Below are 20,160 nucleotides of genomic sequence, written 5' to 3'. Positions count from 1 at the left end.
GAGCCCTGTGCGGCGACGGGGACGTTCGCCGAGCCAGGCCCGCTCACCCGGTGGGCGCTACAAGCGCGCCCACCGGAGGACCGAGGGTTGTCCGCAACCACTTGGCAGCGGGAACGAGCCCGCCTAGCCGTCCACACCCGACACCACGGGGCCGACGCTCAGCAGACGCAAGAAGCGCGCCGCGACCTCGCGGTCGCCCGCGTGGAGCACTACATCCGGCGCACCGTCGCCCAGGCCCCTGAGCTGTCCGGCGAGCAGCGTGACCGTCTGGCGCTGCTGCTGCGAGGTGCGTCCGCCTCACCGACCCGTTCCACCACCCAGCCCGCTGCCTGACCCGGCCGCGGGCCCATGGTGCGCCCGCGAAACGGGTCGGCGCCGCGTCCCCGTGGATGGGAACGCGGCGCCGCAGCTGACCACCGGCCAAGGAGTCAGTAACCGTGACAGTACGACCGACCATCGACCCGGGCCAGCACGACGCCCTGCCTGAGCACGCCGTCTACGGCGACCCGTGGCCGCTGCTGTCGGCCCGCTGCCGCCTGCTGGACGCCCTGGACCTCGCCGAACACGCGGCATCCGTCGTGGCGACCAGGCGGGGAGAGCTGTCCGCACCGTTGCGCGAGGCGCTGCGGTTCCACAGCATCCACCTGAGCCTGACCGCGGACGCCCTGAGCGCGACGCTCGCCAATGAGCCGGGAGCCGACCGATGAGCGGCCCGACCAGTGAGCGCGAGGCACACCTTGCGGAACTGGCCGACGCGGAGGACGTGGCTCCAGCAGAGCCCGCGGACGAGCACCAGCCGGTGAACTACCTGGCCGCCTGGCGGGAGCGCCGTGCCGGCCAGCGGCCGACAAGCACTCCGGAGCAGCCACGCGGTACCTACCCCGCGTGGGACGCCAAGCGGGCTGGCGACCCGGGAGCTGCGGACGACGAGGGCCGGGGGATCGACTTCCTCCGCGCCTGGGATGAGCGGCGCGCCTACGGCGGCCGCCACGCCCCTGAGGCGCCCGCGGTGGGCTTCCCCAGCGACTTGACGTCATCCCAACTGGAGCGGCGCTGGGGTGAGGCGGTGCTGACCGGGGAGGCGGAGACCGTGGCCAGCACCCCGGAGGGGGCGCGCAACGGTGCGCTGAACAGCGCCGGCCTGCGCTGCTACCGGGTGGCGCTGGCCCGTGCAGTGCTAGCGAAGGACGTCACCGAGCGACTGGTGGCCGCCGGGATGCGAGCCGGGCTGGCGGAGGGGGAGTGCCGCAAGACCCTGCGGTCCGCCCGCGACGGGGCGCTGCGTCGCGGGCCAGCCACCGACCTGCCGAACGGAGACGACGACGTGGCCCCGACCCCGCTGACCGACTTGACCGATCGCCTGGCCGCTGCCCGCCTACCTGAGGCGGACCGGCCTGCGGGGTCGTCCAGGCTGAGGGAGCGCCTGTTGAGTCGGGGCGCCCTTGCCAGCCTCCCCAAGCCTCAGCCGCTGATTGCCGACACAATCGACCGTCGCACCGTCACCGTGGTCGCAGGGCACTTCGGCTCGCTGAAGTCGTTTGTGCTGCAGGACTGGGCCGCCTGCGTCGCCACCGGCAGGCCGTGGATAAGCCGACCTGTCGAGCAGGGCCGTGTTCTGTACGTGGCGGCCGAGGGAGCCCACGGCCTGCACGCGCGCTGGGCGGCCTGGGAGTACGGATGGCGGCGCACCATCCCTGACGACGCCCTCTCTGTCCTACCCGAGCCGGTGAACCTGCTGGACGAAGGCGCCGTCGCCGAGCTGTGTGCCTTGGCCGCCGGCCACAGCCTCGTCGTCCTGGACACCCTGGCTCGTTGCATCGTTGGCGCTGACGAGAACAGCGCCCGCGACATGGGCATGGCCGTTGACGCCCTCTATCGACTTCGAACGGCCACCGGGGATGGCACGGTCGTCCTTGCCCACCACACGGGCAAGGACAGGTCAACGATCCGGGGCAGCAGCGCCCTGGAGGCCGGCGTGGACACCGTCTACACCACCGACGGCGATCCGCGGCTGATGAAGATGAGCCGCACCAAGCGCAAGGACGGGCCGCGCGAGGACACCCTGCAGCTCAAGCTCAGCCCCGTCCTAGACAGTGGGGTCGTCGTGTCCGCGCTGGCCGCGGACATGAAGCCCAACGCGCAGGCCCTCATGTCCGTGTTCATGTCCGCGTTCGGGGCGACCGGGGCCTCGAAGGCCGACTTGCGAAACGTCGCCGACCTACCGCCCGCCAGCTTCCACCGATCGCTGAACGAGCTGGTCAGCGCAGGTGCCCTGGTCAACGAGGGCAGTGACTCGCGGCCCTTTTACCGCAAGGGCGAGGGCCTCTGATGTCCGAGCGTCCGCGAGTGTCCGCCCGTCCGCGGACATGTCCTCCGTCTGTCCGTCCTTTAGGACGGACAGACGGGCAGTCCGGGCATGGACAGCCACAGCCAGCCACAGGGGGCAGCGGCCACTCCGAGCGCCGAAGAGTCGCCGCGGACGTTTTGAACGCCCTACTGGCGTGGCCAGCCGGACAGCCGCCCGGGTCCACCCGGGGGTGCGGTTATGCGCGCCATGCCCCGTGAACCTTCCGAGCGCAGCACCGACCCGGACGCCCTGCTGCGCGCCGTGAGCACCGAGCTGGACGCGTTGACCGCGGTCGTAAGCCTGACCGCGGAGACGGACTGGCTGCTGGCACGGGCGTTCTGGCACCTCAAGAGCGGCCCCGAGGACGCGGCAGCGATGGCTGCGGCTCACCGGGACCTGACCACGGCCACGAACGTGCTGACGGCCGCCTGTGGCCACCTGGATGCGGCCCGGCGCTGCGCCCGCTGGCCGATGGACCACCCCCACGACGACTGGCCGAACCATCCGGCCAGCCACCCGAAACGACCGCAGGAGCCAGGGCAATGATTCGTTACGACGACACCCCGCCGATGCCGCTGGAGCTGCACACCCTGGCGATGGAGCTGGAGCAGACCCGGGGCTACACGTTCGCCCGCCAGGCCCGCGCGCTGGATCTGCTCGAGCGCAGCGGCGTGGACCGCTGGGACGTGTGGGACAAGCTGCGCGCGCTGACTGCCCACGACCACTGGGACGACCGGCGGGTGCAGTCCCCGGACCTGCGGCTGGCCAACGCCCTGAGCCGGTCGCGCGCCGTGCGCGGCCGCACTGAACCGGCAGGGCGCATCCTGCTCGTCTCCTACGACCTGCGCCGTCCCGAGCTGGTCCCGTTCGGGGACACCTGGCTGCATGAGGTGATCGGCGACCAGGCGCTGACCTTTGCACGCGGCGCGGTACCCGTGGTGGACGAGCACGACGGTCCGCAGATTGGCACCGTGGTCGCAGCCGAGCTGAGGCCGATGGACCTGGACATGTGGGTTGAACTCGACGAGGGGGAGCGGCAGGACGAGCTGCTTGCCCGTGCCTACTTCCAGGACAAGCCGCTGGGAACCTCCATCCAGTTCCGCGACGACCTCCGGATGCTGCGCTACAGCCCTGGTCAATTGGTCCGGCAGGGCGTGGAGGTGCAGCACCTGGCGTTCTGCGACGACCCGGTTCGGGTCAGTACTGTCCGCCGCGCCAGTCTGCCCCCACCGCACCCGCGTAGCCGCAACGCCCGGGCGCTGCTTGGTCCGCACGTCGAGCCCGAGTCGGCCGTGTCCGCCTGGCCGGCGACCGCGGGACGCGACGGAACCGTGATCCGGGGCACGGTCACGTCCGATGGACGACAAACCCGCCTCATGGGCCGGGTCATGTGCATCGACGGCCGCCCCGTGCCCTAACCACCGCGGACTGCGGCTGTCCCATGCCGGCCACCGCGGCTGGCATGGGACAGGTCTGCCGCACGCAATTCCTTGGCAGTGGCACCTTCCGGGTGGTGGACCAAAGCGGCGTCCGGGTCTAGGCGAGGGCCACGACATTCAGGACGGACGTCGCTTCATCCCGCTACGAGGAAGTCATGAGCCGATGGGGTGGGACATCACGATGCGGCAACGATGCCTAGGGGCAAATCGTTCAGAACCGGCTGATCTGTCCCAACGGTCCCTAGCGTGTCAAACCCGCCCACTACCGTCCTCGTAGCGCTGCTGTCACACCGCTCGGCACGGGGGGAACGCTTGGGGACTATCGAGGCCATCGTGGGCCTTGCTGTGCTGGTCGGCACTCCGCTCCTCACCTGGCTCGGCGTGAGACACACCAACAAGACCACCGTCTATGCAGCGGTCCAGTCGGCCCAGGCAAACGTGGCGGCCGCGATACAGGCGGCCGAAGCACAGGTGACCGCCGCCATCCGAGCCGCGGACGCGCAGGTGGCAGCCGCGGTGGAAGCCGCCAACGCCAGCCGCGACACCGCAGCGCTCGCCGCACAGACCAGCGCGCAGGCCGAGTTCCTCAGCCACTTCCACTGGGCCTGTGAGATGGTCGCCTCGGAGGACGCCAGAAAGCGCCTGGTTGGCATCAAGGTCCTCGAGTCGATGCTTGAAGATCCCGACATCCACCCGACGCACCTCGCAGCAGCCGCCGGCGTTGTGCGGTCGGCAACCGCTGCCGCCCTCGATCGCCTGGGTGACGCTGCGGATGAGAACGTTGCACAACTCCCTCTTCCCATGGAGGCTGAGGGTTCGGACTAGCCGAGGAAGGTGGTGTGACCGTGGCCGACAACGTCAGGCACGTGCGCGTCACCGAGGACGAGGTTGCGGCCGCCAAGTTGGAGATCCAGCTGCTTGAGCGCCTCGGCCGGCCAGTAGACGAGCGGCTCAGAGTGATCGCGGACGCCAAGCCAGCCGAGCGCCAGTCGACGATTGCAACGTCGGAAGACGCGTCCCTACGCGCTAGCAAACTCCTTGCAACACTACGCGATGCCATGCGGGAGGCGCGGGAGGGCCGTGAGAAGGGCAACGTGCTGCCCTCTGTGCGTCGCCACCACCGAGAGCGGTACCCCACGGGCGGTTACGCGGGCCCCGATGTGATAGTCAGCTCTTGGTGGAGTGGCATTCCGATACTGATTGACGCCAATGAAGGCGTGGGGGCAGCGCCAGCCGTTGGGAGCAAGCTGCTTCCGACGCAGGAGAGCGCGAACATAAGGGCGGAGCACGTGCGGATCTTCCATGCTCTTGCTCTTGCGCGCATCCAGGATGCCGAACGAGGGATCGAAGAACTCCGGACCTCGGAGCGGGATGGCTTGAGCCTGTAGTCCCGGCGCTGCAGTTCGGCAAAGCTGGTGAAGCTGTCACAGGCGCTCGCTGCTCGTGTTTCTTGCTAGGGGCTGGAAACCCTGACCCCGGGATGAAACATCTCTCTCCCCCCGGGGCCCGCCCGCTGTCGGACAGTCCAGAGCCGCTCAGCCTTGGGAGCAGCGGCGACCCGTCCCGACCAGCGTGTCGGCTGCCGTCACGTCGGAGGGAGACGGAAGAGTGCTCCTCTGTGGCGGAAAGCAGAGAGAAGCGCATCACGATCGAGTTGCTGGTTGAGGTAACGAATCAGCTGGAGCTGCGGGACGCGGGCTTCATCGCGGCGCGACAGGGGCAGGGAGCGGCCGTCGAGCTTGGAGAGGAAGCCCAATCTGCGGTGAACACGGCGCTACTGACGTTGTTGCGATACGAGCCGAAGGAGTTGCCGGGGGCGCGCATCACGAACGTCAGCATCAGCATCGCGGACGACAACCGCCGAGAGCGCTGGGGATGGCCTCCCCTTGAGCCCGACCCGTCGGCCCCCTGAGGGCAGTCAACTGCTGGGCCACCCACGGTAAGCGAGAGGTGTTCCTGGAGGTGGCCGCACCCGACCGGTATGTGGGCAAGGTCGACATGTCCACCTTGCCCGCCCTGGGATCGGTATGGGGTTCAGGCTGTGCGCGCTGCCAGGAACTCCTGGAGTCCCGGGACCCCAGTGCGGGCCGAGGCGTAACGCCCATCGCTAGCGGGCCTATCCCGACCCCAAAACAAGGAGGCTGCGCCCTCCCGGACTGTCCGGGAGGGCGCAGCCTCGTTGTAAGTGCCCCGCGGCTAGACGATGACGAAGGTCTCCGTCTTCCCCCGCACGGGATCCTCGATCGTCACGCTGCCGCCGTGATGCTGCGCTTCCATCACGCGACGCAGGACCTGCACGGCGCGATTGACGACTGTCGTCTTGTTGAGGTTGTCGGCCTCGACCAACCAGGCCAGGTCCTCGGCCGTCTTGCGGCCTAGTTCGACCACGAGTCGGCGAGGCGCCTCAGGGGCGGGCGAGCTGTCAACCACCCGCACCGACCTCCCTCTCCGCTCTGCCATTAGGACTCCCTAACTGGTTGCGCTTCTGCAACCGCTTGTGTGTCGGGTGGACCATCGCCACTGACACAACACTGTATGCCCCAGGTCTACGGTTGTCACTTGCTTGTGCAGCAGGCGTGGAAGTTCCCCCCACCCTCACCCTGCCAAGCACCCCCGTCGGACCTGCTGGTTCTCGGCGTCGGCATGCCCTCGATCGAGCTCGGCCCTCCCGCTGTAGACGCACTCTCCTCGCGCTGCTGACGATCAGATGACTGCATGCCGAACCTAGAAGGTGGCAGAAAACTAACACCCTGGGTACAGTCAGGCATGCGTACCGGAGCCGAGCGAGCTCCGGTACGCACGACCTCGGGCATCCGGCCCGAGGAACCCCACAGGAGGAGGAACCCGTGAGAAACCGAGCGATGTGTCCTTGGTCAGGTGAGCGGCACGTGATCGATCCCTGACCGATCAGACCAAGCACGCGGTCCCACGTCGGGGGACGAACCCCTGATACCGCGTGAGTTGGAGGACGGAGGCGCTGGTGTCAGCCAGTCCACCAGAATCCCTGTCGGCCGACGAGCCCGAGGAGGAGGGCGCCGAGTACGGCGGTCAGCTCATCGAGGATAAGGCCGAGGTCCGCTGGGCCCTTGTGCTGGAGGGTCGGCTCCGGTCGGAGTTCCGGGGCTCGCAGCGGGCGCTGACCATAGTGGTCGGCCTCCTGGGCATCGTCGCCGGTGTCCTGGGGTGGCAGGCCAGTGGGTCAGCGTGCGGGTTGGCCACGATGGTGGCGACCCTGTTGTTGGTGAGCATCTACATGCTGCTGGGGAAGGGCGGCAGGCGGTCGGCTTAGGCCGGGCATAGACCAGGCGAACGCAAATCAGGGCGGACGCACCGGTAATCGGCGTACCGGAAGGGCTTCGGTGGGCCCCCACCCCTATGGGTGGGGGCCCACCGCACGTTTAGCCCGTTTCATCGCTGACGGATTACCTAAGTGCCGCTCGCGGCGATGGATCCGTCAACCGCATGACAAGTTCCCCGGATTGGCTATCAGCCAACTGCACGCTGCTCGGACGTTACGTTGTGCAGACGCGGGCTTGTGGGACCGGCAGGGACCCTTGGCGATGAGGGCCGGCCGAGAGCAGTCGGTGGCCGTGCAGCCTTAGAGATACACGACGTCTTCGAAGAACAGGGGGCAGTAGGCATACGTCGCCAGCGCAGCAACGAACGAGGCGTCGGCGCCCGAGAGTCCGCGGTCGAGGAGGTCCGCTGCGACGTCTTCGCCGGTTCCGCCGGTCACGAAGCCCCTGCAGGTCACATCCGCCAGGTCAAAAAGTCTGGTGGCATCTGTGCTCAGGTTTGGTCGCTGAGCAAGGATGCGCAGGTAGGCCTCGTCTCGAGCCTCCGCCTCGGTCTGGCCCGGTGCTGGGATGGGCATCAATACCTCAGCCATCTCGCCAACCGTCGGAGCGTTGCTTTCGCTTGAGCAGCCCGTGAGTCCTAGTCCTGCCACGGTCGTGAGTGCCGTCAACATGAACGCGACCGGCAAGGATGGTCGGACAGGCATGACAGGACTTCCTCGCGGCTCGTAGCTGTAACTCGGTGATCTTGTACTGCGATACCACAGGGCTACGAGCCCCCAAATGGGTGAAGATCAGTCCGGCCTGTGTAGTTGGCTTGTCTTCGAGCTCCACGTGCCCCGACCTAATGTGCTCGCCATGCACATCGCGCCCGGCCTAGGAGCGCCCAGTGGGGTGGCCCGCCGGGATGCGGGGCCTTGGCAAGTCGAGGGACGGTACGGCAGAGAAGACCCGAGCTGACCATGAGTCAGTCTTTCGAGGGACGACATGGCAGCGGCTCATCAGGATGCTGAGACGGTGCACCAGCCTCCGCCGCCGCCTGGATACTGGCCGCCTCCTCCGCCGCCGGGGCACTGGTCTCCTCCACGACGGGTGGCCAGTGGCCAGGCTATCGCCGGCTTCATTTGTGGCTTGCTGGGCGCAGTGCTGTTCTGGCTACCGGTCATCGGCCTGGTCCTCGGCGTGCTCGGCACCGTGTTCGGTGCCCTTGGCATAGGTGCCGCCCGGGCGGTACGCGCGCCGACCGGGATGGCCTGGGCCGGGTTGTTCCTCGGCATGTGCGCCGTCGGCTGGTCCGTCATGTTCATGGTGATCCTTGTAACTCCGTGAGCGTCGGGACCCCGCGGACCCACCGGGCCTCCTCCGCGGCCCTGCGTAAGGGTCATTCGAGGTGGTTCCGGTGGGCGCCCCGGCTTCGCATGCCGGCCTCTCCTTAGGTCAGGTCTGCGGGAACCTGTGCAGCGGGACTAGCTTCCGGCTGCGGGTGCCGCTGCCCGACGTGGTGGCGATGCAGACCCGCCAGCCCAACCTCGAGGGTGCCGGGGAGATCCCGCTGCGCCGGCTGGTGAAGGAGGCGCTGCGGATGCGGCCCTCCCGGATCGTCGTCGGCGAGGTGCGCCAGGAGGAATGCCTCGACCTGCTCATCGCGCTCAACTCCGGCTTGCCGGGCATGTGCACGCTGCACGCCAACAGCGCGCGTGAGGCCGTGGTGAAGATGTGCACGCTGCCACTGCTGGCCGGCGAGAACATCGGGCACGCCTTCGTCGTCCCGACGGTGGCGGCCAGCGTCGACCTCGTGGTGCACGTCGGCAGCGACCCCGACGGGCGGCGGCGCGTGCGCGAGATCGCCGCGCTCCCGGGCCGAGCCGAGGACGGCGTCATCGAACTCGCCGACGTCTTCACCACCCGGGAGGGCCGGCTGGTGCGGGCCGACGGCTACCCGCCGCACCCGGAGCGCTTCGCCGCCCACGGCTTCGACCTGCCGGCGCTGCTCGACGACGCCCGGTGGAGGTCGTGACCCCGACCGGGCCACTGCTGGGGTTGCTGCTGGGCGTCGGCCTGCTGCTGGTCTGGCGCAGCGGTCCCCGCGCGCCGCAGCGCCGAACCGGTCCCCGCAGCCCGTCACGTCGCCAGCAGCGGCTCGCGGCCGCCGGCCTGACCGGCATCAACGCCGCCCAGCTGACGGCGCTGCAGGTGGGGCTCGGCATGCTGGTGCTGGTGGTCGTCCTGCTCACCACCGGCACGGTGACGGTCAGCCTGGTGTTCGCGGCGTTCGGCTCCGCGCTGCCGGCGGTCCAGGTGCGGCGGCTGGCGGTCAAGCGGCAGGCGGACCTGCGCGAGGTGTGGCCGGAGGCCGTGGACAACCTGGCCTCCGCCGTCCGTGCGGGGCTGTCGCTGCCCGAGGCGCTCGCGGCGCTGGGCACCCGCGGCCCGGAGGCGCTGCGCACGCCGTTCGCCCGCTTCGCCGCCGAGTACCGCTCCAGCGGCCGGTTCGGCGAGTGCCTGGACCGGCTGAAGGAGAACCTGGCCGACCCGGTGGGTGACCGCATCGTCGAGACGCTGCGCGTGGCCCGGGAGGTGGGCGGCAGCGACCTGGGCCGGGTGCTGCGGACGCTGGCCACCTTCCTCCGCGAGGACGCCCGCGCCCGCGCCGAGCTGGAGACGCGCCAGGGGTGGGTGGTCCAGGCGGCCCGGCTGGCGGTCGCCGCGCCCTGGGTGGTGCTCCTGCTGCTCGCGACCCAGTCGACGACCCTGGACGCCTACGACTCGCCGCTCGGCACCGCGCTGCTGATCGGCGGCGCGGCGGTCTGCCTGGTCGCCTACCGGGTGATGCTGCAGATCGGCCGGTTGCCGCAGGACGTGCGGGTGCTCCAGTGAGCGTCGACGGGCAGCGCCGCGGGAACGGGGCGAAGGGGCCGCGGAGCGGCGGGGTGACGCAGTGAGTGCGGCTCTCGCCGGGATGCTGCTCGGCCTCGCGGTGGCTGCCGGCGTCCTTCTGGTGGTCACGTTCGCCCCGCCGTTCCGGTCGGTGCGACTGGTCGACCGGCTCGCGCCGTACGTGCACGACACCCCACCGCCGTCCCGGCTGCTGGGGACGGCCACCGAGACCGGGCTGCTCAACGCCGCCCGGCGGGTGTTCGGGCCGGTGATCGCAGACGGCGCCCGGCTGGTCGACCGTGTGCTGGGCGGCCGGACGGCGGTCCGCCGCCGCCTCGAGGCGCTCGGCGGCGACACCACCGTCGAGGACCTCCGGATCGAGCAGGTGGTCTGGGGCGGACTCGGGTTGCTCGGCGCCGCGCTGGTCGCCGGGGTCGGCTCGCTGCTGGCCGGCAACCTCAACGTGCTCTCGGCGGCGCTGCTCTGTGTCGCCGGCCTGGTCGGTGGGGTGCTCGGCCGGGACTGGTGGCTGACCCAGCAGGTGCGCCGGCGGGAGGAGCTGCTGCTGGCGGAGTTCCCGGTGGTGGCCGAGCTGCTGGCGCTGGCGGTGACGGCGGGGGAGAGCCCGACGGCGGCGATCGCCCGGGTCACCCGTCTCTCCGGCGGCGAGCTGGCCCGCGAGCTCGGCTCCGCGCTCGGCCGGGCGCGGGCCGGGGTGCCCCTGGTCGACGCGCTGCAGCAGGTCGCCGACCGCACCTCGGTCGACGCGCTCGCCCGCTTCATCGACGGCCTGCTGGTGGCCATCGAGCGCGGCACCCCGCTGGCTGAGGTGCTGCGTGCGCAGGCGGCCGACGTGCGCGAGGCCGGCAAGCGCCGGCTGCTGGAGGCCGGCGGCCGGAAGGAGATCGCGATGATGGTCCCGGTCGTCTTCCTGGTGCTCCCGGTCACCGTTCTCTTCGCCCTGTTCCCGGGGTTGATCAGCATCGTCTCGCTGGCGCGATGAGCCGGCGGACTCGACAGGAAGGACGACATCTGATGCCGCAGTTCACGGGGGTCTTGGCCGTGCTGGCCGCGTTGGGCGACCGGCTCAGGGGGGAGGACCCCGAGCGGGGTGACGTCCCGGGCTGGGTGATGATCACGGTGATGACGGCCGCGCTGGTGCTGGCCATCCTCATCCCGTTCCGGGAGGCGATCGTCTCCGCGGTGACCAACGCGCTGGACTCCGTCACGACGGGTGGCTGAGAAGCGACCCCTCTGCCCCCGGCCACTCGCAGGTTCGCGGCGCGACCCTGCAGAGGGGCCGCCCGGGGACGACGGCGAGCGGGGCGGCGCCGTCGTGGAGTTCGTGTTCGTGTCGGTGCTGGTCGTGGTGCTGCTGCTGGCGGTGTTGCAGGTGGCGGTCTACGTGCACGTACGCAACGTGGTGACGGCGAGCGCGCAGGAGGGCGCCCGGTACGCGGCGCTGGCCGACGTCGCCTCGTCGACGGGCGCGGACCGCACGGTGGCGACGGTGGCTCGGGCGACGTCGGTGCAGACGGCCGAGGGGCTGGTCTGCAGCTCGCTCGAGGAGACCGACGGATCCGGGCTGACGTTGGTGGTGGTCCGCTGCTCGGGGTCGGTGCCGACGCTGCTGGCCGGGCTGGGCAACCTGCTGCCGGTCGAGGTGACCGGGCGGGCGGTCAAGGAGGCCGCGGCGTGAGGTGGCTGCGCGCCCGGCTGGGCCGGCTCGAGGGGGAGCGCGGCTCGGCGCTGGTCGAGTTCGTGTTCATCGCGATCGTGGTGTTCGTGCCGCTGGTCTACATCGTGGCCGGGTTCTCGGCCGTGCAGCGCGGGGTGTTCGCCTCGACCGCGGCGGCGCGGGAGGCCGGCCGGGCGATGGGCACCGCGCCCGATCCGGTCAGTGGTGCGACGCGGGCGGAGCTGGCGGCGCGGCTCGCGGTGGAGGACCAGGCGGTCGACGCCACCGACGTCCGGCTGGCCTACGCGCCATCGGGTGCGGACTGCGCCGCCGCGGGCAGCTACACGCCGTCGTTGACGCCGGGGGAGGAGTTCTCCGTCTGCGTCACCGTGACCGTGCGGATCCCGCTGCTGCCGGAGTTCATCGACGCCAACACCGCGACCGGTCAGTTCGTCGTCGAGCGCGACCGCTACGTCGACCCCTGAGCGGCCGGTGCATTGCCGGCGTTCCTCGCGCACTGCCGGTCCTGCAGCACCGGCAACCCACGAGGAACGCCGGCAAAAGGAGGCTCGGACGGACTTCGCGACCACGGTCTGGTTCTCCCGCGCTCGGCGGTCGTGCAAGGAGCTCGACGGGCCGACGGCGAGGTGCGTGAGCCGATCCGCCACCGTGGGCTGGACCCGTTCACCGACCCGGCGCCGGTGCGGCTGCTCGTGCGCGACGTCGTCGCCGACTACTCCGAGCGGTCGCTGACCTCGGCGCTGCCGCCGATCGGGAACGCCGACTCCGTGGTCCGCGACGTGCTGGACCGGGTGGCCGGGTTCGGGCCGCTGCAGCGGCACCTCGACGACCCGGAGGTCGAGACACTTCATGGTGAACCGGGTATGACCTTGGTCCGAGATCGGCGACCAAGGGCAGGGCGGGCGCTGAGCACACCACAGGTGGGCTGAGCCTCCATCGGCGATACCAACAGTCCGGATGGCCTCGAGTCAGGGATCCGTGGCTGTCCTCGCGTCCAATCCGGCTATCCCGCTTCTGACGTGCTCGCTGACCCCGACCGCTGAAACGGGTCGAGGGACGGCGGCGGTTGGCCTTGGAGGCTTGGGACCCTGACCGGGGGGCTAATCGAGAAGGACCTGCAGCAGGACGCTCAGCGCTGCGAGGAGAGCGGCCACCACCGCTAGGGCCGTCGAAGCCTTCTGCCATTTCAGCGTTGTCCGTTGTTCCTTGAGGGTGTCGAGTTGCGCCTGGGCGACCGCCCCCTCCTTGATCTTCATGAGCCAGGTGTCGAAGCGATCATTGTTGCCCTGGTAGTTGAGGATGAATTCCGCGATGTTGGGATCGGTGACCCACTCGGGCACCGGATCTCCGGGGAACGGCTCTCGAACCTGGCTCATGGCGTAGACATCGGCGGAGGAGTCGACAGATGTGACGCCTCGCCCCTCGTGCGTTCGCGACAGCAGTCGCAGTGGCAGGGCCTCTGATGGACGGCCCACGAGGGAGCACGAGCCCGGGCAGCGGCGCCCAGGCTCGACCACCGTCGTTGGGGCCGCGACGGAAGGGCTGGGAGAGATCACGGTGGTAGAAGCAGTCCCCGCGGCCCGGGCGGCGGGGACCTTTCGCTCTGTTCGTGGGTGCTGTGCTGTTGGTTGAGTGTCCTGCCGCCGAGCCGGAGCGGCCGGGCGAAACGGCGGCGGAGGCAACCGCGCCGCTACGCGGATCCGAGACACGTGACCGCGGGTGAGGTCAACCCCGCGGTGGCAGGCACCGGTGCTCAACGCCCGCGCCGAGGGGAGGGCGACGCGATCTGCGCCCGGGCGGTGGCACTGCGGTCCGGCGCCTTCTCCGGCGTGACAGCGGCAGCGAGCGCTGCAGCGGAGGTGGTTGGGATGGCCGGAACGGCAACACGCGGTCGTGCGGGTCGGAGACGTGGGCTGTTCGCGGCGTTCACGGCACTCGCGTGCTCGATCGGAATGGGGGCGCTCCCTGCTACGGCGAGCGCACAGGCGGCACCTGCGCCGCCGAGCGGGTTCACGGTCGGTGCGATCAGCACGACTGCCATCCGGGTTGCCTGGACGCAGTCACCGACCGAGGGCGTGCGGTACGAGGTCAACAACGGCGAAGAAAGCCGGATTCGGGGCCTGCAGGTCACCAGTGCCGAGGACGGCGCCGGCTGGCTGGCATTCTTCGGGACCTGACCGCCCGCGGCCTGACCGGAGTTGAGCTGGTCACCAGCGACGCGCACTCCTCGTGCCGGCTTCGTCGTCGAGCGCGACTGTCACGTCGATCTCGGTGCCGCCGTGCACGGTGAGGTGCAGGAGCAGATCCGCATGGTCCCTGGCGCGCTCGTCACGAGAGCGTCGTTGAGTGGGGGCCTGCGGCAGTCACTTGAACAGGGCGATGATGGCCACCACGAGGCCACTGGCGGTCATGAGGCCGTTGAACCGGGCATCGGCGAGGAACATGCCGCGGGGCTTCCGATCGCCCGCCGAAGCGCTGCCGGGAGGACGTGCCCCAGGCGTCGCAGCCTGCTCGGCCGGCCCTGTCCCGGCAGTCGGCGCCCCGGTTCGGGTACCGGGCGAGGTGGGCCGTGTGGGGGGTGGTGGCACGGTGTACCCCGGTTGCTGCGCCGGAGCAGGGCCTGGGCGGGGCGGGCGCGGAGCTCCCTGGCCTCTCGCCGGCTGCGTCTGCATCAGCGATGAGCCGAGCCCCAGTGCCACTCCGACGACCGCGCAGCCGATCACGAAGGCCCACGGGAAGGTCGGCTTCGGGGGGCACGTCGCGGATCCTTCGTTGAAGCAACGCACCAGGCCGAACACGAGGTCTCCCGGGAACAGGTTCCACCAGAAGGTGGCCAGGAAGACGCCGCCGACAGCTGAGGACGCGAAGTACAGCACTCGACCGAGCGGCGATGCAGGTGCCTTCTCCATGGCGTCCCCAGTCCGTGGGTCACTGTCCGACCATCCGGTCGTCTCCGGGCATGCGGCTGCAGTTCGAGCAGTGAACGCCATCTCCACCCGAGTGGTCGGCACGTGCTGACGTGCCGAGCCACGACTCGCCAGCGAGCGTCACCTGCTGTGACGGCACCGCTCGGTCTCGTCGGCCTCCCGTGACCTCGTGCCGTTGCCGGTGGCCGGGCCGGTCGGGCGGCGCCGGCCACGTGAAGCGGCACGGCTTTTCACCTGCTGAGAACCCCACTGCCCGCCCACCCTGCCGCGCTGGTTCCGTGATCGCGCTCACCCGCCCCTGAACGCGATCTGGAGGTGCCCGGGACATGACAGCCACGGCCACACTGGCGCCGCTCGTCGACCCGACCGGCCGGCGGAACAAGGCCGCCGACAGCACGCTCGCCCCGCGACCGACGAGCCTGCGCGGCCTGACCGTCGGCCTGCTGGACAACACCAAGCCCAACGCGACAGCGCTGCTCACGGCGATCGCCGGCGAGTTGCGGCAGCGCTACGACGTCGCCGAGCCCCGCTCCTACGTCAAGGACTACTTCGGGACCCCCGCCGAGCCGGAACTGATCGAGCGGATCGTCCGCGAGTGCGACGTCGTCATCACCGCGATCGGGGACTGCGGCTCGTGCAGCGCGGCCACCGTGGCCGACGGCGTCCTGTTCGAGCGGGCCGGGCTGCCCGCCGTGAGCATCTGCTCGGACTCCTTCCTGATGTCGGCTCGCGCCATGGCCGGGCTGGAGGGCTTCCCCGGCTTCGAGTTCATCGCCGTGCAGCACCCGGTGGCCAGCCTCGACGGCGAGCAGATCGCCCAGCGCGCCCGCGGGGCGATGCCCGAGGTGCTGCGGATCCTCGGGGTGGAGGCCTGAGATGACCGCTCTCGACGACGCCCCCGGCACGCCGCTCGCCGACGCTCCGCTGGTCGACGCGGCGCAGATCCGCGCGGCCATGGACCACTACACCCGCCAGGGCCTCTCCGACGGCCTGCCCGTGGTGCCGGTGACCGAGGAGTACCTGCAGGAGTTCCTCGCCGTCACCACGCGGGACCCCGACGAGGTGCTGTTGACCATGGCGCACCTGAACCGCCAGCTCACCGTCCGCCTCGCCGCGGTCAACGCCGCCCTGGCCGGGTGCCGGCCGGACTTCTTCCCGGTCGTCCTCGCCGCCTGGGACGCCCTCGCCACCGAGCCGTACCCCGTCCGCGGGATCTGGCAGAGCACGACCGGCACGGCCCCGTTCCTGATCGTCAACGGGCCGGTGCGTGACCGGATCGGCCTCAACAGCCGCGGCAACGTGTTCGGCTCCGGCTTCCCGGCCAACGCCACCATCGGGCGGGCGATCCGGCTCGCGGCGATCAACGTCTTCGGCCTGCAGCCGCACCAGCTCGACCAGGCGACCCAGGCGACGCCGGCCAAGTACACGGCGTGCATCGCCGCGAACGAGGAGGACAGCCCGTGGGAGCCGCTGCACGTCGAGCGCGGCCTGGCCGCGGGCGACAGCACGGTGACGGCGACGGTCATCCGCTCGGTGGTGCACGTCGAGGCCCGCCACACGCACTCGCCCGAGCAGCTGGCCCGCGACGTCGTCGACACCATCACCCGCACCGGCGCGCTGCTGCACGAGTACACCAGCGCCTTCGTCGTCCTCGGCCCCGAGCACGCCCGGGTGTTCGCCGACGCCGGCTGGAGCAAGGAGGACACCCGGCGGTTCCTCCTCACCCACGCCGTCCGGCCGAGGGCCGAGCTCGCCGCGGTCGGCAAGGACGCCATCTCCCGGCACACCCGCTGGCGGCTGCCCGCCGACCACCCGGACGCCGTGCCGGACCAGGCCGGCCGCGGGACCGACCCCGACCTCGTGCCGGTGCTGGGCTCGCCCGGCTCGGTGCAGGTCGTGGTGGCCGGCGCGGACAACGCCGGGGTGTCGGCCGTGGTCGAGGTCTTCGGCCACCCCCGCGAGTGGCCCGCGTCGATCGCGCGGGTGGAGGCCCCGCCGATCGGCGGGTGACCCGCGGCCCGCACGGAGGAGAGGATGGCGAGGTGACGGCGCAGGAGCTGGACGGCGCGGGCGAGGCCGGCTCGTCCCGGTCGGTGGTCGACCGCGCCCTCGCCATCCTCGGCACCTTCCAGGGCGGGCGGGTGCGGCAGTCCCTGTCGGAGCTCAGCCGCCGCTCGGGGATCCCGGTGGCCACGGCCTACCGGATCGTGCGGCGGCTGAGCGACTGGGGCGCGCTGGAACGCGACGACGACGGCAGGTACCGGATCGGCCTGCGGCTGTGGGAGGTCGCCTCCCTGGCGCCGCGGTCGATGGGGCTGCAGCGCGTCGCGCGCCCGTACATGCAGGACCTCTACGAGACGACGCACTGCAGCGTGCAGCTGGCGATCCGCGAGGGCTCCGAGCTGGTGTCGATCGAGCGGTTCCAGCACCCGCGGCAGGCCCGCCACCGCCCCCGCGTCGGCGGGCGCTACGCGCTGCACGCGACGGCGATCGGGCTGGTGCTGCTCGCGCACGCGCCGGAGGACGTCCGCCAGGAGGTGCTGGCGGGGGAGTTGCGGCGGTACACCCGCCACACCTGCGTCGACCCCGCCGAGCTGGTGCGCGTGCTGGCCGACGTCCGGCAGAGGGGCTACGCGCTCGCCGACCGGACGGTCGACCTGGACTACGTGAGCGTGGCCGCGCCCGTCGTCGGGCCGGACGGGTCGGTCGTGGCGGCGCTGTCGCTGGTCGTGAAGCACGCGGAGGGCAGCGCGCCCCTGCTCGTCCACCCCGTCCGCGTCACCGCGATGGCGATCGGCCGGGCGCTCCGGGACCCCGGCCTCCTCACCCCCGACGTCTGGTCCTGACCGGCCGCCGCGGCGCCGCGAGGACCGGGGGCGTCACCGGCTCCGGTCGGGAACGGCGTGGCGCAGCCGGGCGAGCAGCAACAGGGGCGTGGGGATCCGCGCGGGGGCGAGCCGTCCGCTGTCCTCGTCGAGGAGCCAGCCGAGGTCGTCGGACTCCTGGTGCTGCCCCTCCCGCCGCTCGACACGTTGAGCCAGGACGACGGCGAGCCAGGCCGCCCCCGCCGTCGCTCCCATCGCCCACAGGACCAGAGCCCAGTTCCACCACGCCATCGCCACCACGTCCCCCAAGTCGGCTCGAAGGGGGAGCGTTCGGCGTCGGTGAGCCACATCACAACGGTGGGAGCCCTCGGGTCACCCCAACGAAGCACGGCCCGCCCCGGTCGGGGCAACGGCGAGGGGGCTGCGGACGCAGCGCTCGGCACGGGCGCAGGGTCGAAGGACCCTCCCGCCCGAGGCCGGCACCTCCTTCCTGCTGGCCCCCGCCCAGGACCAGCGGGTCGGCATCGTCGGCGGCGGCCCGGTCGGCGACAGCGAGGAGTCCACGGCAACCTCCGACGTCGCGGACCTGACCGACCCCGCCCCGCGGTACGAGCCGGCCGGGCAGTACCCGAGCCCCGTCCGCTCCATCAACGCCGTCACGCTGCCCGACGACCGCACCCTGCTCACCGCGGGGGCCGGTGGGCTACCGCGGCAACGGCCAGAGCGGCCTGCACCGGACGACGTCGCGGCGGCCCACCCGCCGGTCAGCGGTGGCGGGAGGCGGCCGCCGACCTGGTGGGCGGCTGATCCCGGAACGGACCGGGGGGTGTCGGAAACGGGCCGGACGGAGGAGCCTGCCGGGGGCAGGCACCCGATCCGTCCGCGTCCTCGCCGGGGGAGCCCCGATGACCGAACAGCGAGCCCGATCCCTGTCCGCGCCCGCGCAGGCGGCCCGCGCCGTCCTCGCCGTGCTGGTGGTGCTCGCGGGGCTGGTCGCCCCGCAGGTCGGGGTGCTCCCCGCCGCCGCGACGCCCCCGGGGGGTGACGCCCTCCGGGCGGACCTGCGGGCCGACCTCGAGACGTACCTCCGCGACCGCGGCGCGGCCGAGCACGTCTCGGCCGTGGGGCTGACCGTGAGCCTGCCCGGCGGTCCGCGCGTCGACGTGGCCGCGGGGACGACGACCGTCGACGGTGACGAGCCGGTGCCCGAGGACGGCCTGTGGCAGATCGGCAGCAACACCAAGGCGTTCACCTCGGTGCTGCTGCTCCAGCTCGAGGCGGAGGGCCGGCTGTCCATCGACGACCCGCTCGGCGCCTTCCTGCCGGAGTACCCGGAGTGGGCCGACGTCCCGATCCGGCGGCTGCTCAACATGACCAGCGGCATCCCCGACTACGACGAGCGGCCCGCGTTCTGGACCGACTACCTCGCCGATCCGATGCGGTACTTCTCCGCGGAGCAGCTGGTCGGCTACGCGGTCGGCGCACCGGCCACCTCCGGCTACCGCTACTCGAACACCAACTACGTGCTCGCCGAGATGGTCGTCGAGCGGGTCACCGGCGAGAGCTACGAGGACGAGCTCTACGAACGCCTCCTTGACCCGCTGGACCTCGACGACCTGCACTACCGCCCGCACCTCTACCCACCCGGGCTGGCCGAACGGCAACCGGCCGGGTACTTCGCCCGCGACGACATCCCGGAGCTGGCCCCGCTGCTGGGGCGCGACGTCAGCCGGGACACGCTGTCCTGGGGCCGGGGGGCCGGCGGCATGATCGGGACGACGGGTGACCTGACCCGCTGGGAGCGGGCGCTCTACTCCGGCCGCCTGCTGCCCGCCGAGCAGCAGGCGGAGCTGACCAGCCTGGTGTCGACGGCGACCGGGGAGCCGATCGCGTCGACGTCACCGGCCGACCCGAGCGGGTTCGGCCTGGGCGTCGTCCAGCTCACCGCCGAGGGCTTCGGCACCTTCTGGATGTACGAGGGCGGCACGCTGGGCTTCCGGACGCTGCACATCTTCCTGCCGGAGTCCGGGCTGATCATGGCGGTGGGGCTCAACAGCGCGTCGGTCGAGGACCAGATCGCCGTGCTCGCGGTGGCCGTCCACGACACGCTGGTCGAGCACGGCCTCGTCGCTGCGCCCGCCGCCGCCTGACCCGGCACGGCGCCGCACGTCGAGAGCGGCGCCGCGGCACCCGGCTGCATGCCGGGCGCCGCGGCACCGGGCTCACTTGTAGACCAGCGTCCCGTCGTCGAGGTCGGCGACGGGGAGGATGTCCTTCTCCTCGTAGTACTCGTGCAGGTGCATCCAGGGCTCGCGGTCGCCCTGCTTGGGCATGAGGTGCATCGAGCGCGCGAGGTAGCCGGGGTTGAAGTTCTCCGGGTCCACCCACGGGCGGCGGGGCATGTCGACCTCGTCCTCCCGCAGCGTCGGGACGACCATCGTCGACCCCTTCTCCTCCATGTGCTGCAGCAGCCGGCACACGAAGTCGGCGATGAGGTCGGCGCGCAGCGTCCAGCTGTGCCGGAAGTAGCCGAAGACGTAGGCCATGTTGGGCACGCCGCTGAACATCAGCCCGCGGTAGGTGACGGTGTCCGGGAAGTCGACCGGCTCGTCGTCCACGGTGAACGCGATGCCGCCGAAGACGCTGAGGTCGAAGCCGGTCGCCGTGACGACGACGTCGGCCTCGAGCACCTCGCCCGAGGAGACCTGGACGCCGTTCTCGGTGAACGTCTCGATGGTGTCGGTGACCAC

Annotated in this window: 26 protein-coding genes and 1 pseudogene; 22 read left to right on the top strand and 5 right to left on the bottom strand. The window is 71.2% G+C overall.

The window, feature by feature from the left end; translation table 11 throughout:
- The first annotated feature begins 201 nt into the window (after positions 1–201).
- From CRP39_RS28125 to CRP39_RS18665, 8 genes are all read left to right on the top strand, one after another.
- Positions 202–333, top strand: a complete 132-nt coding sequence (locus CRP39_RS28125) for a hypothetical protein (protein ID WP_260179441.1) — start codon at positions 202–204, stop codon at positions 331–333.
- Positions 334–437: 104 nt separating this feature from the next.
- Complete coding sequence (locus CRP39_RS18695; RefSeq protein WP_097207905.1) at positions 438–707, top strand: hypothetical protein; 270 nt, start codon at positions 438–440, stop codon at positions 705–707.
- Positions 704–2,329 carry an AAA family ATPase gene (locus CRP39_RS18690; protein WP_097207904.1) on the top strand — a complete coding sequence of 542 codons (1,626 nt, stop codon included), beginning with the start codon at positions 704–706 and terminating at the stop codon, positions 2,327–2,329. The genes CRP39_RS18695 and CRP39_RS18690 overlap by 4 nt, the downstream gene beginning before the upstream one ends.
- A gap of 216 nt (positions 2,330–2,545) precedes the next feature.
- On the top strand, positions 2,546–2,893 hold the full coding sequence (locus tag CRP39_RS18685; protein ID WP_097207903.1) for a hypothetical protein: 348 nt from the start codon (positions 2,546–2,548) through the stop codon (positions 2,891–2,893).
- On the top strand, positions 2,890–3,765 hold the full coding sequence (locus CRP39_RS18680; protein ID WP_097207902.1) for a hypothetical protein: 876 nt from the start codon (positions 2,890–2,892) through the stop codon (positions 3,763–3,765). The genes CRP39_RS18685 and CRP39_RS18680 overlap by 4 nt, the downstream gene beginning before the upstream one ends.
- Before the next feature lie 354 nt (positions 3,766–4,119).
- Positions 4,120–4,611: a hypothetical protein gene (locus CRP39_RS18675; protein ID WP_143426705.1), complete on the top strand. Its 492-nt coding sequence runs from the start codon at positions 4,120–4,122 to the stop codon at positions 4,609–4,611.
- Between the two features lie 20 nt (positions 4,612–4,631).
- Positions 4,632–5,174 (top strand): hypothetical protein, encoded by a 543-nt coding sequence (locus tag CRP39_RS18670; RefSeq protein ID WP_143426704.1) that lies wholly within the window; start codon positions 4,632–4,634, stop codon positions 5,172–5,174.
- Between the two features lie 230 nt (positions 5,175–5,404).
- A complete protein-coding gene (locus CRP39_RS18665) occupies positions 5,405–5,698 on the top strand; it encodes a hypothetical protein (RefSeq protein WP_097207899.1) in 294 nt (97 codons plus the stop codon).
- Positions 5,699–5,982: 284 nt separating this feature from the next.
- Here CRP39_RS18665 and CRP39_RS18660 read toward each other — a convergent pair whose 3' ends face one another.
- Positions 5,983–6,222 carry a hypothetical protein gene (locus CRP39_RS18660; RefSeq protein ID WP_143426703.1) on the bottom strand — a complete coding sequence of 80 codons (240 nt, stop codon included), beginning with the start codon at positions 6,220–6,222 and terminating at the stop codon, positions 5,983–5,985.
- A gap of 544 nt (positions 6,223–6,766) precedes the next feature.
- On the opposite strand from CRP39_RS18660, the gene CRP39_RS18655 reads away from it, so the two are divergent.
- Positions 6,767–7,075 (top strand): hypothetical protein, encoded by a 309-nt coding sequence (locus CRP39_RS18655; protein WP_097207897.1) that lies wholly within the window; start codon positions 6,767–6,769, stop codon positions 7,073–7,075.
- Between the two features lie 309 nt (positions 7,076–7,384).
- Here the strand turns inward: CRP39_RS18655 and CRP39_RS18650 are convergent, their stop codons facing one another.
- A complete protein-coding gene (locus CRP39_RS18650; RefSeq protein ID WP_172442515.1) occupies positions 7,385–7,675 on the bottom strand; it encodes a DUF732 domain-containing protein in 291 nt (96 codons plus the stop codon).
- 538 nt (positions 7,676–8,213) lie between these two features.
- Here CRP39_RS18650 and CRP39_RS18645 point away from each other — a divergent pair.
- From CRP39_RS18645 to CRP39_RS18610, 8 genes are all read left to right on the top strand, one after another.
- Complete coding sequence (locus CRP39_RS18645; RefSeq protein ID WP_143426702.1) at positions 8,214–8,411, top strand: hypothetical protein; 198 nt, start codon at positions 8,214–8,216, stop codon at positions 8,409–8,411.
- 154 nt (positions 8,412–8,565) lie between these two features.
- Positions 8,566–9,099, top strand: coding sequence for an ATPase, T2SS/T4P/T4SS family (locus CRP39_RS18640; RefSeq protein WP_245853968.1), 534 nt, complete (start codon positions 8,566–8,568; stop codon positions 9,097–9,099).
- Positions 9,096–9,959, top strand: coding sequence for a type II secretion system F family protein (locus CRP39_RS18635; RefSeq protein WP_097208134.1), 864 nt, complete (start codon positions 9,096–9,098; stop codon positions 9,957–9,959). The genes CRP39_RS18640 and CRP39_RS18635 overlap by 4 nt, the downstream gene beginning before the upstream one ends.
- A 61-nt stretch (positions 9,960–10,020) precedes the next feature.
- On the top strand, positions 10,021–10,962 hold the full coding sequence (locus CRP39_RS18630; protein WP_097207894.1) for a type II secretion system F family protein: 942 nt from the start codon (positions 10,021–10,023) through the stop codon (positions 10,960–10,962).
- A gap of 32 nt (positions 10,963–10,994) precedes the next feature.
- The gene (locus CRP39_RS18625) at positions 10,995–11,201 is read left to right on the top strand and encodes a hypothetical protein (protein ID WP_097207893.1); all 207 of its coding nucleotides are present in this window, start codon (positions 10,995–10,997) and stop codon (positions 11,199–11,201) included.
- A gap of 94 nt (positions 11,202–11,295) precedes the next feature.
- Positions 11,296–11,658, top strand: coding sequence for a TadE/TadG family type IV pilus assembly protein (locus CRP39_RS18620; protein ID WP_245853967.1), 363 nt, complete (start codon positions 11,296–11,298; stop codon positions 11,656–11,658).
- The gene (locus tag CRP39_RS18615) at positions 11,655–12,122 is read left to right on the top strand and encodes a hypothetical protein (protein WP_097207891.1); all 468 of its coding nucleotides are present in this window, start codon (positions 11,655–11,657) and stop codon (positions 12,120–12,122) included. Before CRP39_RS18620 ends, CRP39_RS18615 begins: the two co-directional genes overlap by 4 nt.
- A gap of 162 nt (positions 12,123–12,284) precedes the next feature.
- Positions 12,285–12,587, top strand: a complete 303-nt coding sequence (locus tag CRP39_RS18610) for a hypothetical protein (RefSeq protein WP_245853966.1) — start codon at positions 12,285–12,287, stop codon at positions 12,585–12,587.
- 171 nt (positions 12,588–12,758) lie between these two features.
- On the opposite strand, the gene CRP39_RS18605 is transcribed toward CRP39_RS18610, so the two are convergent.
- Positions 12,759–12,998, bottom strand: a complete 240-nt coding sequence (locus CRP39_RS18605) for a hypothetical protein (RefSeq protein ID WP_097207890.1) — start codon at positions 12,996–12,998, stop codon at positions 12,759–12,761.
- A gap of 528 nt (positions 12,999–13,526) precedes the next feature.
- Here CRP39_RS18605 and CRP39_RS18600 point away from each other — a divergent pair.
- From CRP39_RS18600 to CRP39_RS18585, 4 genes are all read left to right on the top strand, one after another.
- Positions 13,527–13,835 (top strand): hypothetical protein, encoded by a 309-nt coding sequence (locus tag CRP39_RS18600; RefSeq protein WP_143426701.1) that lies wholly within the window; start codon positions 13,527–13,529, stop codon positions 13,833–13,835.
- A 1,076-nt stretch (positions 13,836–14,911) separates the two neighbouring features.
- Positions 14,912–15,460, top strand: coding sequence for a UGSC family (seleno)protein (locus CRP39_RS18595; protein WP_097207888.1), 549 nt, complete (start codon positions 14,912–14,914; stop codon positions 15,458–15,460).
- A gap of 1 nt (position 15,461) precedes the next feature.
- Positions 15,462–16,595: a hypothetical protein gene (locus CRP39_RS18590; RefSeq protein WP_097207887.1), complete on the top strand. Its 1,134-nt coding sequence runs from the start codon at positions 15,462–15,464 to the stop codon at positions 16,593–16,595.
- A gap of 32 nt (positions 16,596–16,627) precedes the next feature.
- Positions 16,628–17,431: an IclR family transcriptional regulator gene (locus CRP39_RS18585; RefSeq protein ID WP_216359814.1), complete on the top strand. Its 804-nt coding sequence runs from the start codon at positions 16,628–16,630 to the stop codon at positions 17,429–17,431.
- 33 nt (positions 17,432–17,464) lie between these two features.
- Here the strand turns inward: CRP39_RS18585 and CRP39_RS18580 are convergent, their stop codons facing one another.
- Positions 17,465–17,719 carry a hypothetical protein gene (locus CRP39_RS18580; protein ID WP_143426700.1) on the bottom strand — a complete coding sequence of 85 codons (255 nt, stop codon included), beginning with the start codon at positions 17,717–17,719 and terminating at the stop codon, positions 17,465–17,467.
- A 596-nt stretch (positions 17,720–18,315) separates the two neighbouring features.
- Between CRP39_RS18580 and CRP39_RS18570 the strand changes: the two genes are divergently transcribed.
- Complete coding sequence (locus CRP39_RS18570; protein WP_097207884.1) at positions 18,316–19,560, top strand: serine hydrolase domain-containing protein; 1,245 nt, start codon at positions 18,316–18,318, stop codon at positions 19,558–19,560.
- Positions 19,561–19,632: 72 nt separating this feature from the next.
- On the opposite strand, the pseudogene CRP39_RS18565 reads toward CRP39_RS18570, so the two are convergent.
- Positions 19,633–20,160: pseudogene (locus tag CRP39_RS18565) on the bottom strand (FAD-containing monooxygenase EthA); the annotation flags it as partial.

The sequence above is a fragment of the Geodermatophilus sabuli genome, from assembly GCF_900215145.1.
Taxonomy (GTDB): Bacteria; Actinomycetota; Actinomycetes; order Mycobacteriales; family Geodermatophilaceae; genus Geodermatophilus; species Geodermatophilus sabuli.
Note: the sequence above shows the minus strand (reverse complement) of the source record. Positions and strands in the feature narration are given on the sequence as shown.

Excerpts from the sequence above, each read along its gene's own strand:
- CRP39_RS18690 (WP_097207904.1), top strand. The coding sequence starts at position 704 with ATGAGCGGCCCGACCAGTGAGCGCGAGGCACACCTTGCGGAACTGGCC.
- CRP39_RS18685 (WP_097207903.1), top strand. The coding sequence starts at position 2,546 with ATGCGCGCCATGCCCCGTGAACCTTCCGAGCGCAGCACCGACCCGGAC.
- CRP39_RS18680 (WP_097207902.1), top strand. The coding sequence starts at position 2,890 with ATGATTCGTTACGACGACACCCCGCCGATGCCGCTGGAGCTGCACACC.
- CRP39_RS18650 (WP_172442515.1), bottom strand. The coding sequence starts at position 7,675 with ATGGCTGAGGTATTGATGCCCATCCCAGCACCGGGCCAGACCGAGGCG.
- CRP39_RS18625 (WP_097207893.1), top strand. The coding sequence starts at position 10,995 with ATGCCGCAGTTCACGGGGGTCTTGGCCGTGCTGGCCGCGTTGGGCGAC.
- CRP39_RS18600 (WP_143426701.1), top strand. The coding sequence starts at position 13,527 with ATGGCCGGAACGGCAACACGCGGTCGTGCGGGTCGGAGACGTGGGCTG.
- CRP39_RS18595 (WP_097207888.1), top strand. The coding sequence starts at position 14,912 with ATGACAGCCACGGCCACACTGGCGCCGCTCGTCGACCCGACCGGCCGG.
- CRP39_RS18590 (WP_097207887.1), top strand. The coding sequence starts at position 15,462 with ATGACCGCTCTCGACGACGCCCCCGGCACGCCGCTCGCCGACGCTCCG.
- CRP39_RS18570 (WP_097207884.1), top strand. The coding sequence starts at position 18,316 with ATGACCGAACAGCGAGCCCGATCCCTGTCCGCGCCCGCGCAGGCGGCC.